12 protein-coding genes are annotated in these 15,351 nt (G+C 74.5%); 4 read left to right on the top strand and 8 right to left on the bottom strand.

Annotated elements, in window-relative coordinates; translation table 11 throughout:
- Nucleotides 1-31: 31 nt before the first annotated feature.
- The 8 genes from egtD to ACIBH3_RS14330 all read right to left on the bottom strand — a co-directional run bounded on the left by egtD (nucleotide 32) and on the right by ACIBH3_RS14330 (nucleotide 9,717).
- Nucleotides 32-1,003, bottom strand: coding sequence for an L-histidine N(alpha)-methyltransferase (gene egtD, locus ACIBH3_RS14295; protein WP_396312233.1), 972 nt, complete (start codon nucleotides 1,001-1,003; stop codon nucleotides 32-34).
- 137 nt (nucleotides 1,004-1,140) lie between these two features.
- On the bottom strand, nucleotides 1,141-1,881 hold the full coding sequence (gene egtC / locus ACIBH3_RS14300; protein ID WP_396312234.1) for an ergothioneine biosynthesis protein EgtC: 741 nt from the start codon (nucleotides 1,879-1,881) through the stop codon (nucleotides 1,141-1,143).
- The gene (gene egtB / locus ACIBH3_RS14305) at nucleotides 1,881-3,263 is read right to left on the bottom strand and encodes an ergothioneine biosynthesis protein EgtB (protein WP_396312235.1); all 1,383 of its coding nucleotides are present in this window, start codon (nucleotides 3,261-3,263) and stop codon (nucleotides 1,881-1,883) included. Before egtB ends, egtC begins: the two co-directional genes overlap by 1 nt.
- Nucleotides 3,257-4,621 carry an ergothioneine biosynthesis glutamate--cysteine ligase EgtA gene (gene egtA, locus ACIBH3_RS14310; protein WP_396312236.1) on the bottom strand — a complete coding sequence of 455 codons (1,365 nt, stop codon included), beginning with the start codon at nucleotides 4,619-4,621 and terminating at the stop codon, nucleotides 3,257-3,259. Before egtA ends, egtB begins: the two co-directional genes overlap by 7 nt.
- 99 nt (nucleotides 4,622-4,720) lie before the next feature.
- A complete protein-coding gene (locus ACIBH3_RS14315; protein WP_396312237.1) occupies nucleotides 4,721-5,938 on the bottom strand; it encodes an aminotransferase class I/II-fold pyridoxal phosphate-dependent enzyme in 1,218 nt (405 codons plus the stop codon).
- A gap of 112 nt (nucleotides 5,939-6,050) precedes the next feature.
- A complete protein-coding gene (locus ACIBH3_RS14320; RefSeq protein ID WP_396312238.1) occupies nucleotides 6,051-7,214 on the bottom strand; it encodes a low temperature requirement protein A in 1,164 nt (387 codons plus the stop codon).
- A 223-nt stretch (nucleotides 7,215-7,437) separates the two neighbouring features.
- Nucleotides 7,438-7,884 (bottom strand): SRPBCC family protein, encoded by a 447-nt coding sequence (locus ACIBH3_RS14325; protein ID WP_396312239.1) that lies wholly within the window; start codon nucleotides 7,882-7,884, stop codon nucleotides 7,438-7,440.
- A gap of 66 nt (nucleotides 7,885-7,950) precedes the next feature.
- A complete protein-coding gene (locus tag ACIBH3_RS14330; RefSeq protein ID WP_396312240.1) occupies nucleotides 7,951-9,717 on the bottom strand; it encodes a glycoside hydrolase family 15 protein in 1,767 nt (588 codons plus the stop codon).
- A gap of 186 nt (nucleotides 9,718-9,903) precedes the next feature.
- On the opposite strand from ACIBH3_RS14330, the gene ACIBH3_RS14335 reads away from it, so the two are divergent.
- The 4 genes from ACIBH3_RS14335 (at nucleotide 9,904) to ACIBH3_RS14350 (ending at nucleotide 15,348) form a co-directional block, all read left to right on the top strand.
- Complete coding sequence (locus ACIBH3_RS14335; protein WP_396312241.1) at nucleotides 9,904-10,710, top strand: SAM-dependent methyltransferase; 807 nt, start codon at nucleotides 9,904-9,906, stop codon at nucleotides 10,708-10,710.
- On the top strand, nucleotides 10,707-12,842 hold the full coding sequence (locus ACIBH3_RS14340) for a putative bifunctional diguanylate cyclase/phosphodiesterase (protein ID WP_396312242.1): 2,136 nt from the start codon (nucleotides 10,707-10,709) through the stop codon (nucleotides 12,840-12,842). The genes ACIBH3_RS14335 and ACIBH3_RS14340 overlap by 4 nt, the downstream gene beginning before the upstream one ends.
- Nucleotides 12,843-13,165: 323 nt before the next feature.
- Nucleotides 13,166-14,023, top strand: coding sequence for a glycosyltransferase family 2 protein (locus ACIBH3_RS14345; protein ID WP_396312243.1), 858 nt, complete (start codon nucleotides 13,166-13,168; stop codon nucleotides 14,021-14,023).
- Nucleotides 14,023-15,348: a glycosyltransferase gene (locus ACIBH3_RS14350; protein WP_396312244.1), complete on the top strand. Its 1,326-nt coding sequence runs from the start codon at nucleotides 14,023-14,025 to the stop codon at nucleotides 15,346-15,348. The genes ACIBH3_RS14345 and ACIBH3_RS14350 overlap by 1 nt, the downstream gene beginning before the upstream one ends.
- Nucleotides 15,349-15,351 lie beyond the last annotated feature (3 nt).

Here is a 15,351-nt window from a genome sequence, read left to right on the forward strand (position 1 = left end):
GGCGGGTCCCGGGATCCCCCGCTCCCGCCGACTACAGCGGCTCGGCGAGCGAGAGCCCGAAGCGTCCCTCCTCGTCCGTCCACCACCGGGAGAGCCGGAAGCCGGCCGCCGCCAGCTCCTGCTGGACCCGCTCCCGGCGGAACTTCGCCGAGACCTCCGTCCGCAGCTCCTCACCCGCCTCGAAGTGCACCGGCAGGTCCAGCGCGGGGATCTTGACGGTCTGGGTGCGGCGCGAACGGAGCCGCATCTCGATCCACTCCTGCTCGGCGTCCCAGCGGGCGACGTGCTCGAAGAGCTCCGGGTCGAAGTCGGCGTCCAGCTCCCGGTTGAGCACGTTCAGGACGTTGCGGTTGAACTCCGCGGTCACGCCGGCCGAGTCGTCGTACGCGGCCACCAGCACCGCCGGGTCCTTGACCAGGTCGGTGCCCAGCAGCAGGAAGTCACCCGGCTCCAGCGAGCCGCGCAGCGCGGCGAGGAAGGCGGCCCGCTCCGCCGGCAGCAGGTTGCCGAGCGTGCCGCCGAGGAAGGCGACCAGCCGCGGGCCGCCGCCCTCCGGCAGGCCGAGGCCCGCGGTGAAGTCGGACAGCACGGCGTGCACCGTCAGCCCGTGGTACTCGGCGGCCAGCGCCTGGCCCGCGGCGGTCAGCGCGCTCTCACTGACGTCCACCGGCACGTAGGTGGTCAGCGTGCCGAGCCCCCGCAGGGCGTCCAGCAGCAGCCGGGTCTTCTCCGAGGAGCCCGAGCCCAGCTCGACCAGCGTGCGGGCCCTGGTGGCCGCCGCGATGTCGCCGGCGCGCGCGGTCAGGATGGCCCGCTCGGCGCGGGTGGGGTAGTACTCGGGCAGTCTGGTGATCTCCTCGAAGAGTTCGCTGCCCCGGGCGTCGTAGAACCATTTCGGCGGCAGCCACTTGGGATCCCCGGTCAGACCGAGCTGCACGTCGTGGCGCAGGGCCTGGCTGAAGTGGTCGGCGGGCAGGTGTCGGGTGAGATCGAAGGTGCTCACGGCGGCTCGTCCTTTTCCGGAGTCGGTGAGGGTCGGTGAGATTCGGTCGGCTGAAGGGCCGGTGAGGCCAGTGCTGCTGGGTTCCATGGGGTCGCTGGGTTCCATGAGGCTGCGGGGTTCCGTGGGCCGGTGGGGGCTCAGCCGAGCGGGCGTACGGTGACGCCCCCGACGGTGGCCAGCAGCAGTGAGCCGTCCGGCACCCGGGCCCAGCCGGTGCCGTCGTCGGAGGGTTCCGACGCGACCACCACCGCCTGCCCCGGGCGGGAGCGGTGGTACAGCGTGTCGCCGTGCGCGGTCGCGGCGATGCTCTCGCCGTCGGTCAGCAGCAGGTTCAGCCGGCCGTCGGCCTCTGCGGCCACCTCGGCGACGGTGCCGGCCAGCGCCTCGCCGGGCTCGGCGCCCGCCCGCAGTCTGCGCAGGACCAGCGCCCACACCAGCGCGGAGTCACAGCGGGCCTCCAGCGTCAGCAGCTCGGCCGGCGGCAGCAGGGCGGCCAGCGGGCCGGCCTTCTCGGGCCAGCCGGGCAGCGCGCCGTTGTGGCTGAACAGCCAGCGCCCCTCGCCGTAGGGCGCGGCCGCGCTCTCCCCGGCCGCGCACCCCTCGGTGGCGGAGCGGACGGCGGCCAGCAGCGCCCGGGCGCGCACCACCCGGGCGAGGTCGGCGAACGAGGCGTCCGCCCAGATCGGACCGGCCCGCCGGTAGCGGGCGGGCACCGGATCCCCGTCCGCGTACCAGCCGATGCCGAAGCCGTCGGCGTTGACGGTGCCGTAGCGCTGCTCGCGCGGTGCCCAGGACTGCCGGTACAGCCCGTACGGCGGGTCGACGAGCAGCTCGCCGATGCTCTGCGGCTCGCCGAGGTAGGCGAGGTGGCGGCACATCAGCGGCCGCCCGGGGAGGAGCCGGGCCGGGCGGAGGCCCGCGCGGACGCCTCGCGGGGAGCGGCGTCGCGGGCGGTGCGGAAGCCGGCGAAGATCTGCCGGCGCACGGGGTAGTCCCAGTTGCGGAAGGTGCCCCGGCAGGCGACCGGCGCCACCGCGAAGCAGCCGCCGCGCAGCACCTTGTACTCGGGCCCGAAGAACACCTCGGAGTACTCCCGGTACGGCCAGGCCCGGAAGCCCGGGTAGGGCCGGAAGTCGCCGGACGTCCACTCCCAGACGTCGCCCATCAGCTGCCGCACCCCGTACGGCGAGGCGCCCTGCGGGTAGCTGCCGACGGCGGCGGGCCGCAGGTGGCGCTGGCCGAGGTTGGCGTGCTCGGGGCCGGGGGGCTGGTCGCCCCAGGGGTAGCGGCGGGAGCGGCCGGTGGCCGGGTCGTGCCGGGCGGCCTTCTCCCACTCGGCCTCGGTGGGCAGCCGGCGCCCGGCCCAGCGGGCGTACGCGTCCGCCTCGTACCAGCTGACGTGCAGCACCGGCTCCTGCTCGGGCACCGGTTCGGTGACGCCGAAGCGCCGGCGCAGCCACTGGCCGCCGTCCCGGGTCCAGAACAGCGGCGCGGACAGGCCGGCCCGGTTGCGGTGCTCCCAGCCCTCGGGGGTCCACCAGCGCGCGTCGTCGTAGCCGCCGTCGGCGATGAAGCGCAGGTAGGCGCCGTTGCTGACGGGGGTGGTGTCGAGCAGGTAGTCGGCCAGCTCGACCTGGTGGGCAGGGCGCTCGTTGTCCAGTGCCCACGGTTCGGTGTCGGTGCCCATGGTGAAGGGGCCGCCGGGGATCAGCACCTCGGCGGGCAGCTCGCCCGCGTCGGCGGGGGCGGGCGGCGGCGCCGGCGCGGTGAGCGCGGGCCGGCCCTGGCGGAGCTGATGGGTGATCAGCATCGTCTCGTCGTGCTGCTGCTCGTGCTGGGCGATCATGCCGAAGGCGAAGCCGGCGTCCAGCAGGGGCGCGCCCTCCAGCGGGCTGGCGGCCAGCAGGTCGAGCACCCGGCCGCGGACCTCGTGCGCGTAGGCGCGGGCCTCGGCCGGCGGCAGCAGCGGCAGGCTGGGCCGCTCGGCGCGCGGGTGTTCGAAGGCGTCGTAGAGCGGGTCGATCTCGGGGTGCATCGGGTCGCGGCCGCCGACGTTGCGCAGCAGCCACAGCTCCTCCTGGTTGCCGATGTGCGCGAGGTCCCAGACCAGCGGCGACATCAGCGGGGAGTGCTGGGCGGTGAGTTCGGGATCCTCCACGCAGCCGGTGAGGGCGGCGGTGCGCTCACGGGCGCTGAGCAGCTCGGTGGCGATCAGGTCGCGCAGCTGTTCGGTGCCCTGGGCGGTGTCGTGGTTCAGCACGGTGAGTCCTCCTCGGGCGTACGGCGGGCGCCGGCCCGCAGGGCGTCCAGCTGGTCGTCGGCGGGGCAGCGGCCACGGGCCGGGTAGCGCTCGGCGAAGTCGGCGACGGCGGCGCGCAGCCGCTCGGCGCCCTCCAGCCGGGCGAGCGCCGCGTCGGCGGCGGCGAAGCAGGCCAGCGCGGCCCGCCGGAGCTGGGGGTCGGCGACGGCGTGGGTGGCGGCCCGCTGCCAGACGGTGTTGCGGGGCGGCGGCGCGGCGCCGTCCAGGCCCAGCGGTTCGAGCGCGGCGAGCGTGGCGTCGGCGGCCCGCGGGTCGTCCAGCAGGGCGCTGGTGAGTGCGGCGGGCACGATCCAGCCGTCGCCGGGCTGGGCGTCGACCATCCGCAGCTCCAGGTGGCCGCGGGGCCGGACCGGCGGGAAGAGCGTGGTGCGGTGGTAGTCCAGGTCGGCGAGGGTGGGCGGACGGTCGCCCGCCCCGCGCAGCCAGTCCCGGAAGGTGAGGCCGGCGGGGGCTGTCCAGGGCAGACCGTCGGCGCGGCGGATGCAGAGCACCTCGGCGTCCAGGACGTAGTCGGCCCAGGCCTGCCGGGGGTCGCCGGCGCCGTTCGTGCTGGCGGGCGCCAGCGTCCGGCTGGGGTCCATCCGGGACCAGACGGTCTGCCGGGTGGAGCGGTGGCCGGTGGGTTTGCCGTCCAGCAGCGGGGAGTTGGCGAATGCCGCGACCAGGACGGGGCCGAGCAGATGGGCCAGGCGCCAGCGCTCGCGCAGCGCGTGCGGGCCGCTCTCCGCTCCGGCGTCCAGGGACACCTGGACGGACGAGGTGCCGGTCATCATGATCCGGCCCCAGGGGCCGCCACGGTCGAAGAACCGCTCCATCGCCAGGTAGCGGGGGTGGTCCAGGACCATCCGGCGGCCGCGTGGCTGGGGGTCGGTGCCGGCTCCGGTGAGCCGCAGGCCCTGCGCCGCGAAGGCGGTCCGCAGGACGGTCAGGTCGCCGCGGGTCTGTTCCACGCAGCGGGTGAGGCTCTCGGCGGGCGGGGAGCTGAGCTCGACCTGCCCACCCGGTTCTCGGGTGATCAGTGACCCGGCGGGAAGGACCAGGCCGCCGGGGTGCGGGGGGAGGGACTCCAGTGCGGCGGCGATCCGCTCCGGTTCGACCACGGAGTCCGGACATCGGTCGTCGTGGACGAACCACTCGACCTCCACCCCGACCAGCCGGGGCGGTCCGATCTTGAAACAGACACCGGCCACATGGTTCTGGGCCGTCGACTCGGTCAGCGGGGTGACCGTCTGGGGCGGTTGCGCGGCCTGATGGGCGGGCGCGGGGCTCGGGCGTACGGGTATCACCGGACTCACCATCCTCGGGATCACGGTTGCGGCCCGGTCTTTCCTGCCCAGTCTGCTACGGAGCATGCCGGTTCGCCGCGCAAAGATCCGGTGAAGAGATGTCCTCGCAGGTCAGAGGGTGCGCAGACGGGTGATGGCGGTGCTCAGCAGCGGTCCGGGGAGGGCGTAGTTCAGCCGCAGCAGGCCGTGACCGCCCGGCCCGAAGTCGGTGCCGTCGGAGGCCTCCAGGGCGCACCGCTCCAGCAGGGCCGCCCGGGCCCGGTCGGCGGGCAGGCCGAGCGCGGCGGCGTCCAGCCAGAGCAGGTAGGAGGCCTGTGGCGGGGAGACCACCGCAGCGCCGAGCAGGGCGGCGAGCTGCCGACCGCCGGCGTCGAGCCGGGCCAGCAGGGCGTCCAGCCAGGGGCCGCCGTGGCGCAGCGCCGCCCGCTGGACGACCTGCTCCAGCAGGCCGCCCTCCCAGAGGCCGTAGCCCGCCATCAGGTCGGTCAGCCGCGAGCGCAGCGCCGGGTCGGGCACCAGCGCGAAGCAGCTCGGGATGCCGGAGGTGTTGAAGGTCTTGCCGACCGAGTTCAGCGTCACCGTCCGGGCCGCGAGGTCACCGGCCGCGTCGACGGTGACCGGCTGGCGCAGGCCCCGGCCCGGGTGGACCAGGTCGCCGTGCACCTCGTCCGAGACCAGCACCCCGTCGTGCCCGGCCGCCGCCTCGGCCAGCCCCCGGATCTCGGCGCGCGACCAGACCCGGCCCGAGGGGTTGTGCGGGCTGCTGAGCAGGACCGCCCCGCCCCGGCGGCGGGCGAACTCGCCGACCGGCAGCCGGTAGCCGCCACCGTCCCTGGCCAGCGGGACTTCCTGGTACGCCAGCCCGGCGGCCCGGCACAGCTGGGCGAAGCCGCCCCACTCCGGCGTCGGGAACAGCACCGGGCCGGCCGGGGCGAGGGCCGCCAGCAGCAGCCGCAGGGCCGTCCGCGGGCCGAAGGGCAGCAGCAGTACCCAGTCCGGGTCCACCGCCACCTTGTGCCGCTCCCGGTACCAGTGCGCGACCAGCTCGCGTCCGGCCGGGTCACAGACGGTGTACCCGTACGCCCGGTGGGCGGCGCGGGCGGCCAGTGCCCGGGCGACGGCGGGCGGGCCGGGCAGGTCCATATCGGCCAGGCCCATCGCGATCACCCCCGGCCGCCCCCGGGTCCGCGCCCACTTGCTGCTGCCCGTACCGGCGCGGTCGAACGGCTCGTCGAGGTCGAAGGGCGCGTCGAGGCCGGCCGGCTCGTCCAGGCCGAACGACGCCTCGGAGCCGAGGGCTGCGTCGAAGTCGGGGTCGAAGGTGCCCAACACGGTCCTCCCGGTCGTGGGGGCGGTGGTGCCCGGGATTCACGCTACGTCCTGTCCGGCCGCGCCGGGGTCGGCTCCGGCCAGCGGGGGCGGGCCAGCGGGGGCGGCCGGGTCAGGCGCGGCGCTGCGCCCGCAGGGCCTTCCAGCGCGAGAGCTTGGCCAGCAGCAGGATCACCCCGGCGGTGACGGCGACCGCCGCCCAGGCGTCCAGCAGCAGGGCCGCCGGGACGAGCACGCCGCCGGTGACCACCAGATACGGTACGTACCAGCGCAGCACGGTGCGCACCCCGTCGCCGTAGCGCAGCGAGATCGCCGCGTTCGCGGTGTAGAAGGCGATCACCCCGCCGGCCAGCGCCCAGCGGGCCCCGGCGGGGAGGACGTGCAGGGGCTCGGCGACGGCGGTGCCCAGGCCCGCGGCGATCACCGTGATGCCCGAGACCAGCAGGAACGGCAGGTACATCACGGTGTCGCGGATCGCCCGGGTGGCGCCCGCGCTGCGTGCCCGGTCCAGGCCCCGGGCGGCGTTCTCGGTGCCCCAGAGGAAGAAGATCATGGCGAGTTCGGCGACCGCCACGAAGCCGAACAGCGCGGCCGCGCCGGAGGCGCCGGTGAAGTGCGCGGCCAGTGACACCACCAGGGTGAAGACGCTCTCCCCGAGCACGATCACCACGAACAACCCGATCCGCTCGACCAGGTGCTCCAGCGACAGCTGCGCGTACACGCCCAGGTGGGACTCCTCGCTCGGTCCGGTGCGGACCGCCAGCAGCACCACCTCCAGGGCGATCGCCAGCCCCCACAGCACGAACCGGGCCGGGCTCGGCAGCGCCGCCGACACCGCCCACATCACGGCGGTGGTCAGCCCGTAGAGCAGCGGACGCCAGAGCGGGATGCCGCTGAACCCCCGACGCGCCTGCTGCCACCAGAGCACGAACAGCATCACCCGCACCCAGGCCGCGCCCAGCGCGTACGCCCAGGCCCGCGAGCCCAGGCCCTGCGGCGCCGCCGCGGCCAGCAGCCCGAGGCCGGGCATCACCGCCAGCAGCACCGCCTGCACGCGCGTGGCGGTGGACCCGAAGACGTTGACGGTGAGCATCAGGTTGACCCACGCCCACCAGGCGGGGAAGAACAGCACCAGGAACGTCCCGAACTGCGCCGGGCCCGGATCCCCGTGCAGCCCCTGGGCCAGCACGGCCACGATGACCACGAAGACCAGGTCGAAGAAGAGCTCGAACCAGCCGGCCCGGTGGCTCTCGGGCAGCTCCGCAGCGTCACTCACCCGGCCACTGTGCCGCCTGCCGACCGCCGTCGGCCGACCGGCACGCCGGGGCGGCGCGGGTTGTGCGCGTTCACGGTCCGGGCGCCGCTGCGCAGCCGGGCGGCCCGGCCGCACCCTGCCCATCCGCCGCTCGCGGCCCTGCCCGCAGACGCCGGCGAGGGCGGGCCGGACGCTGAGCAGGAGGTCGGTCATCCGGCCGTGATCGCCGGTCACGGCCGGTGGGTCAGCGGCCGGCCAGGTGCGCGCGCAGGCCGCGCCGGCCCGCGCGCATCATCGCGGCGTGGTTGGCGCGCAGCAGCGGGCGGGCGGGCAGGGCGAGCCGGCGCAGCAGCGGCCGCCCGGTGCGGCACTCCTCCTCGAACAGGGCCCGGGTGCCGCCCGCGTGGGGGGTGAGCGTCCAGCGGGACCAGCCCTGGAGGTCGCCGCTCATGGTGACGGCCAGCACGTCCGGGGCGGTGGCGGCCCGGGCGTCGTGCAGGGTGAGGGTCAGGCTGTACGGGAGCAACGAGCGGATCACCACCTCGCCCGAACGCTCGCCCAGCTGCCGGAACGCGCGCACCTGCGGCCACCAGGCCGGGTACCCGGCGATGTCCTCCAGCGCCGCGTGGACGGCGGCCGGGGCGGCGTCCAACTGCCAGACGCAGCTGAAGCGGTAGTGCGTGAGGTGCATCTCCGTACCGTCCGTCCGCCGGTGCCGGCGGCCAGCGTAGCGGCGCGGGGACGACGGCACCAGGCCCTACGGTTCGGCCAGCGTGAAGGCGGTGTTGACGAGCGCGACGTGGGTGAACGCCTGCGGCATGTTGCCGAGTTGGCGGCGCTCCAGCGGATCCCACTCCTCGGAGAGCAGGCCCAGGTCGTTGGCCAGCGCCACCACCCGGGCGAACAGCTCCCTGGCCTCCTCGCGCCGCCCGGTCGCGGCAAGCGCGTCCGCCAGCCAGAAAGAGCACGCCAGGAAGGCGCCCTCGCCGCCGGGCAGCCCGTCGGCGCCGGGCTGCCCGTTGTAGCGGCGGACGAACCCGCCGTGGTCCAGCTCCGAGCGGACGGCGTCGACCGTCCGGATCACCCGGGGGTCGTCCGGCGGGAGGAAGCCGGTCTTCACGATGAACAGCGTCGCCGCGTCCAACTCCCGCGCGCCGTAGTACTGGACGAACACGCCCAGGCGCTCCTGGTAGCCGTTGGCGCAGACGTCGGCGTGCACGGCGTCGCGCATCGCCCGCCAGCGTTCGACCGGCGCGGGCAGGCCGGTGGCCTCGGCGAGCCGGACGGCGCGGTCGGCGGCGACCCAGGCCATCACCTTGGAGTGGACGTAGTGCCGGCGCCTGCTGCGCACCTCCCACAGGCCCTCGTCGGGTTCGTGCCAGTGGCTCTCCAGGTAGTCCATCAGGGCCCGCAGCAGGCCCCAGACGTGGCGCTCCATCGGGATGCCGGCCAGCAGCGCCAGGTACAGGGTGTCCACCACCTCGCCGTAGACGTCGAGTTGGAGCTGGGCGACGGCCGCGTTGCCGAACCGCACGGGACGGGAGTCCTCGTAGCCGGGCAGCCAGTCGGCCGTGGTCTCGGGCAGCGCGCGCTCGCCGGCCACGCCGTACATGGTCTGGAGGTCGCGCGGATCGCCGGCGATGGCCCGCAGCAGCCACTTGCGCCAGGCGGTCGCCTCCTCGCGGAAGCCGCCGCGCAGCAGCGCGGAGAGCGTCATGCTGGAGTCGCGCAGCCAGCAGAAGCGGTAGTCCCAGTTGCGGATCCCGCCGATCTCCTCGGGCAGCGAGGCGCTCGGCGCGGCGACGATGCCGCCGGTCGGCGCGTACGCGAGCGCCTTGAGGGTGATCAGCGAGCGCAGCACGGCCTCGCGCCACTCTCCCCGGTAGTGGCAGCGCCCGGCCCAGTCCTGCCAGCGCAGCAGGGTCTCGCGCAGGGCGCGCTCGGGGTCGGTGCGCGGGGTGGTGGGCAGGTGGGAGGGCTGCCAGGTGAGCACGAAGTGGATGCGCCGACCGGCCTCGACGGTGAACACCGAGGCGGTGGCGCCGTCCTCGCCGTAGGTGTGCACGCCGGGGGGCACCCGCAGCCAGGCGGAGTCGGGCCCGGCGACCGCCACCCGGTGGTGCTCGGTGCGGCGCACCCAGGGGGCGATCCGGCCGTAGTTGAAGCGCAGTCGCAGATCGCCGCGCATCTCGACGCTGCCGCGCAGGCCCTCGACGATCCGGATCAGCTGCGGGGAGCGGTCGCGGTGCGGCATGAAGTCGGTGACCCGGACCGCGCCGGTGGGGGTCTGCCACTCGGTCTCCAGGACGAGGCTGTCGCCCCGGTACCCGCGGGTGGCGCACTCCCCTGCGCCGGCCGGGGCGAGCCGCCAGTGGCCGTGCCGGGGCTCGCCGAGCAGGTGGGCGAAGCAGCTGGGGGAGTCGAACCGGGGCAGGCAGAGCCAGTCGACCGAGCCGCCCCGGCTGATCAGGGCGGCGGTCTGCAGATCTCCGATGAGGGCGTAGTCCTCGATGCGTCCGGCCATCGGGGCCATTGTCCGGCGCCGCGGCCCGGCGGGCAGGGTGGGAATTCTCCGCTTGCACCCGCCCTTGATGCGGAGGATGATCTTCTGTGCCTGTTGTCTGCTTCTGTCTGCTTTCGAGCGGTGTGACTCGTGGTGTGACTCGCGAAGTCCGCTCGGGGCGGTCCGAGTCGAAAGAGGGGGTACCGCATGGAGCGACCGAGCTGGGTGCCGACGGGGGCGGACCTGGAGCGGCCGAATGCGGCCCGGGTGTACGACTTCTACCTCGGCGGATCGCACAACTTCGAAGTCGACCGCGAGATGGCCCGCAAGGCGATGGAACTCTGGCCCGAACTGCCGATGATCATGCGCTCCAACCGGGCCTTCCTGCGCAGGGCGGTGTCCTTCCTGGCCGCCTCGGGAATCACCCGCTTCCTGGACATCGGCTCGGGCATACCGACCTTCGGGCCCGTGCACGAGGTGGCCCGAGCCATCAGGCCCGGCGCCGAGGTGGTGTACGTGGACCGTGACCCGGTCGCGGTGGCGCACAGCCGGCTGCTGCTGGCGGACGATCCGCTGAGCGACGTCGTCCAGGCGGACCTGCGCGATCCGGACGATCTGCTGGGCCGCCCCGAGGTGGCGCGGCTGCTGGCGGCCGGCGAGCCGGTGGCGGTGCTGCTGGTCGCGGTGCTGCACTTCGTCGCCGACGGGGACGACCCGTGGAAGCTGGTCGCGGTGCTGCGCGAGGCGATACCGGTGGGCAGCGCGCTGGTGATCTCGCACGCCTCGCTGGAGGGCCGCCCCGACCAGGCGAAGGAGCACCAGCGGCTCTACCAGCGCACGCCGACGCCGCTGACGATGCGCACGGGCGAGCAGATCCGCGCCCTGTTCGCCGGCTTCGAACTGGTCGATCCCGGCGTGGTCTACCTGCCGCAGTGGCGCCCCGACGCGCCGGACGGAGTGGGGCCGCACCCCGAGCGGATGACGGGCCTCGCGGGTGTGGGGTTGCGTCCGTGAACGATGCCGGGGCACAGGCCGACGCCGCACGGTTCCACGAGGACTGGGCCCGCCTGCTGAAGGGCGGCCACGGCGCCGCCGTGCACCCGGGCACGCTGGGCCGGCTGGTCTCCAGGACGGCCGGGCTGCTGCACCGGGCCCGCCAGGACGACCCGTTCGAGGCCGCGCTGGCCGAGCAGGCCGGGGCCCTGCTGGTCGACGCGCAGTTCACCGACCCGGTGGTGCTCGCCCGCGCGGTCGCACTGCTCCAGGGCCAGCCCGCCGCGGACGGGCGCGGCCCGGAGCTCTGCGGAGCCTTCGCGGCGGGTTGGGCGGCCGCCCTGCGCGAGCGGACGCTGCGGGAGCAGGAGGCGATCCGGGCCGCCGCCGACACCGCCCGCGTGGACGCCGAGAAGGCCCTGCGGGCCTCCGAGGCGCGCTTCCGGGCGCTGTTCGAGAGCGCCGCCATCGGCATCGGGATCGGCGACGTGGAGGGCAACATCCTGGCGGTCAACCGGGCGCTGGCGGAGATCTTCGGCGCCCGCCCGGAGGACCTGGGGAACTACCGGGTGGACCAGCTGGTGCACCCCGAGGACACCCCGGGCGTCTGGGAGGCGTACGAGGAGCTGATCAGCGGCCGGCGCGAGTACTTCCAGTGCGACAAGCCGTACTACCGCAGGGACGGCGAGGTGGTCTGGACCCATCTGACCGTCTCGCTGATCCGCGACGACGAGGGGCGGCCCAAGTACCAGGCGGCCATGCTGGAGGACATCACCGACCGGTACCGGCTCCAGGAGCGGCTGCGCCACCAGGCCACCCACGACCCGCTGACCGGCCTGCCCAACCGCACGGCCTTCTTCGAGCGGCTGGAGCGGCTCTTCGAGGACCCGGCGCCGGGTGCCAGGTTCGGGCTCTGCTACGTGGACCTGGACGGCTTCAAGGTGGTCAACGACAGCCTCGGCCACGACACCGGGGACCAGCTGCTGGCCGCCGTGGCGGGCCGGCTGAAGGCCGCGCTGACCCCGCTGGGCCACCTGGTCGCGCGCCTGGGCGGTGACGAGTTCGTGGTGCTGCTGGAGAACTGCCGGGGCGAGCAGGAGGCGATCGCCGCGGCCAAGACGGTCCTGAAGGCGCTGGCCGGGCCCGTTCTGATCGGGGACCACCGGCTGGCGGTCGGGGCCAGCGTCGGCGTGCTGGAGCGCCGGATCGCCACCACCACCCCCGGCGCCGCCGTCCGGGCCGCCGACCTGACGCTCTACCGGGCCAAGGAGGCCGGGCGCGGGCGCTGGACGCTGTTCGACCCGAAGGAGAACGCCCGGGCGGTCAGCCGCTACGCGGTGTCGGTGCGGATGCCGGCGGCGCTGGACCGGGGCGAGTTCTACATCGACTACCAGCCGCTGTACGCGCTGGCCGACGGCCGGCTCGCGGCGGTGGAGGCGCTGGTGCGCTGGCGCCACCCCCAGCTGGGAGTGCTCGGCCCGGACGAGTTCGTGGCGACGGCCGAGGAGACCGGCCTGATCATGCCGCTCGGCCGCTGGGTGCTGGAGCAGGCGTGCGGTCAGGCCGCCGACTGGGCCGTGCGGTTCGGCGTCGCGGCCCCGCAGCTCAACGTGAACCTGGCGGTCCGTCAGGCGCGCAGCGCCGGGCTGGTCGCCGACCTGGAACGGATCCTGCGCGACACCGGGCTGGCGCCGGCGCTGCTCCAGCTGGAGATCACCGAGAGCGCGGTGGTCGGCCCCGAGGACGAGTCGCTGCGGACCCTGCACGGGCTGGTCGACCTGGGCGTCTCGCTGGCGGTGGACGACTTCGGGACCGGCTGGTCCAACCTGGCCTACCTGCGGGACCTGCCGGTCTCGGGACTGAAGATCGCCGGCTCCTTCATCGCCGACCTGCACGACCCGGCCAAGGACCAGCGCACGGGCTGGCGGATCGTCAGCGGCCTGGTGTCGATGGCCCATACGCTGGACCTGACGGTGACCGCCGAGGGGGTGGAGACCAGGGCCGACGCCCAGCGGCTGCGCCAGATGGGCTGCGACTGGGCGCAGGGCTGGCACTTCGGGCGCCCGGTGCGCCCGGGGGAGATCGCCCGCCGGATCGTCGAGGAGCCTGAAGGCCGTTCCGTGGATTCGGACAAATCCTTTCAAATGCCTTGACTTGATGGGTGCGGCCCGGAGAAGATGAGGTCACTGGCACCGCACCACGTGCGGACAGCACATTGGCCAGTTTGTAGCTCGGCGCTCCGGCGCCGGAGACCGGACGGCGCTGCCGACCGCTCTCAGTCATCACGTCAGGTCCCCGCCGGTCCCCCTTCCGGGAGCATCCGGGAGACGCATTCCGTCGGGACCCACCTCCGGGGCCGTGCCTGCGCCCCTCCGGACCGACCCAAGGCCCGTCCGGACCCGCAGCGACCCGCCCCGTGACCAGGGGCCCGCCCGTATCCGCGGCGCGCCCGTCGCCTCCCGAGAGGCAGACCTCGATGAGCACCACCCTGCCCCCCAACGCCCTCGCGTCCCCGGACTCCGGCGGACCACCGATGCGCCGGGCGACCGACCAGGTGTCCTTCCAGCGGCCCACCCGCCGCTCCAGCGATCGCCGCCCGATGCGACGGGCGGGCGACCGCGCCCCGGGGACCCGGACCGTCAGCCTGGTCGTCCCCGCGTGCAACGAGGCCCGCAACATCCCCTGGGTGTTCGAGCAGATCCCGCGCTGCGTGGACGAGGTCATCCTGGTCGACGGATCGTCCAGTGACGCCACCGTCCCGGTCGCCAGGCACTGCCTGCCCAGCGTCCGCAGCGTCCAGCAGAGCGGCCCCGGCAAGGGCAACGCGCTGCGCACCGGCTTCGCGGCCGCCTCCGGCGAGTACATCGTGATGATGGACGCCGACGGCTCGATGTGGCCCGGCGAGATCCCGCACTTCCTGCACTTCCTGGACAACGGCTACGACTTCGTCAAGGGCTCGCGCTGCATCGCCGGCGGCGGCTCGCTGGACTTCACCCGGATCCGTTCGCTCGGCAACCGGGTGCTGCTCACCGTCGTCAACCGGCTCTACCACGCCACCCTGACCGACCTGTGCTACGGCTACTGCGCGTTCCGCCGGGACTTCCTCGAAACCCTGGACCTGCGCTCCTCCGGCTTCGAGATCGAGGCCGAGATGGTCGCCCACGCACTGCGCTCGGGCCTTCGGATCGCCGAGGTGCCCAGCCTCGAACTTCCCCGCCGCAGCGGGCGTTCGCACCTGCACGCCGTCTCCGACGGCCGCCGGGTGCTGCGGACCCTGCTCGCCGAGCGTCCAGGCGCCCGGCCCGTCGCGGCCGCGGTGGCGGGGGAGAGATGATGAATGGCTCCGACCGGCGCACCGCAGCAGCCTGCCCCTGCGTTGCCGTCCGCGACTCGCTCTACACCCCCGTCCGGATCGTCGAACTGGACCTGGACGAGCCGAGTGGGTTGCGCTCACCCGGCGGTCTCGGCACCGTCGACCCGGCCGGCCGCGTGTTGGCGTTGGTGCGGCTGCACGGACACCCGCTCGGCTTGGTGACGTCCACCGGAACACCCGGCGATCCAGCCGGATTGCGCCGGGCGCTGGTCGATGCCGCTCGTCGCGAACTGCCGGTCCCCGCGAGGTCGGACCGGACACCGTCTTCCGCGACACCCGTGGCGCGCCCTGGTCGGGTGGGCCGCGCCCGGGTGCCCGCGGGCCGGCCGACGGTCAGTGTGATCGTCTGCACGCGCAACCGGGAGGGCATGCTGCGAAGGTGCCTCGACTCGCTTCTGCGGACCGGCTATCCGTATGTCGAGGTCATCGTCGTGGACAACGCGCCCTCAAGCGACGCCGCCGAGGTGTTGCTCCGGTCGCGCTACCCGGATCAGGTCCGCTACCTGCGCGAGCCGGTGGCGGGCCTGGCCCGGGCCCGCAACCGCGGCCTGGCCGCCGCCCGCGGCGAGATCTGCGCCTTCGCCGACGACGACCTGATCGTCGACATCGGCTGGGTGAGCGCCCTGGTGGACGCCTTCCTGGCGGACGACCGGGTCGGCTGTGTCACCGGCCTGGTGCTGCCCTCCGAACTCGACACCGAGGCCCAGGCCGCCCTGGAGCGCTACGGCGGGTACTCAAGGGGCTTCACCGCCCGCAGCTGGTCGCTGCGCGACAACGAGGACCCCCTGCTGCGCTTCTCCGTCGGCCGCTTCGGCTCCGGCGCCAACATGGCCTTCCGCACCGACCTGCTTCGCCGCCTCGGCGGGTTCGACCCGGCGACCGGCGCCGGCACCCCGGCCCGCGGTGGCGAGGAACTGCTCGCCTTCTTCCGCGTCCTGAACGGCGGCCACAGCGTCGCCTACCAGCCGGACGCGATCGTCTGGCACCCCCACCCGCGTACCGTCGACGCGCTGACCAGGCAGATCTTCAACTTCGGCGTCGGCTTCGGCGCCTATCTGACCGCCGCCGTCTCGCACCAGCCGGCGGTGGCCGCCGAGCTGGTCCGGCGGCTGCCCAGGGGCGTCTGGGCGTGGAACTCCGCCCGCCGCAACCGGGCCGCCTGCGCGACCCGCCCCGCCGACCCGGTGGCCGGACTCGGCCGCCTGGAGCTGCGCGGGCTGCTGTACGGCCCGTTCAGCTACCTGTACAGCGTCTGGCACCAACGCGGTGTCCGGACCGGAGAGTAGCCC

Source organism: Kitasatospora sp. NPDC050543 (genome assembly GCF_044457565.1).
Classification (GTDB): Bacteria; Actinomycetota; Actinomycetes; order Streptomycetales; family Streptomycetaceae; genus Kitasatospora.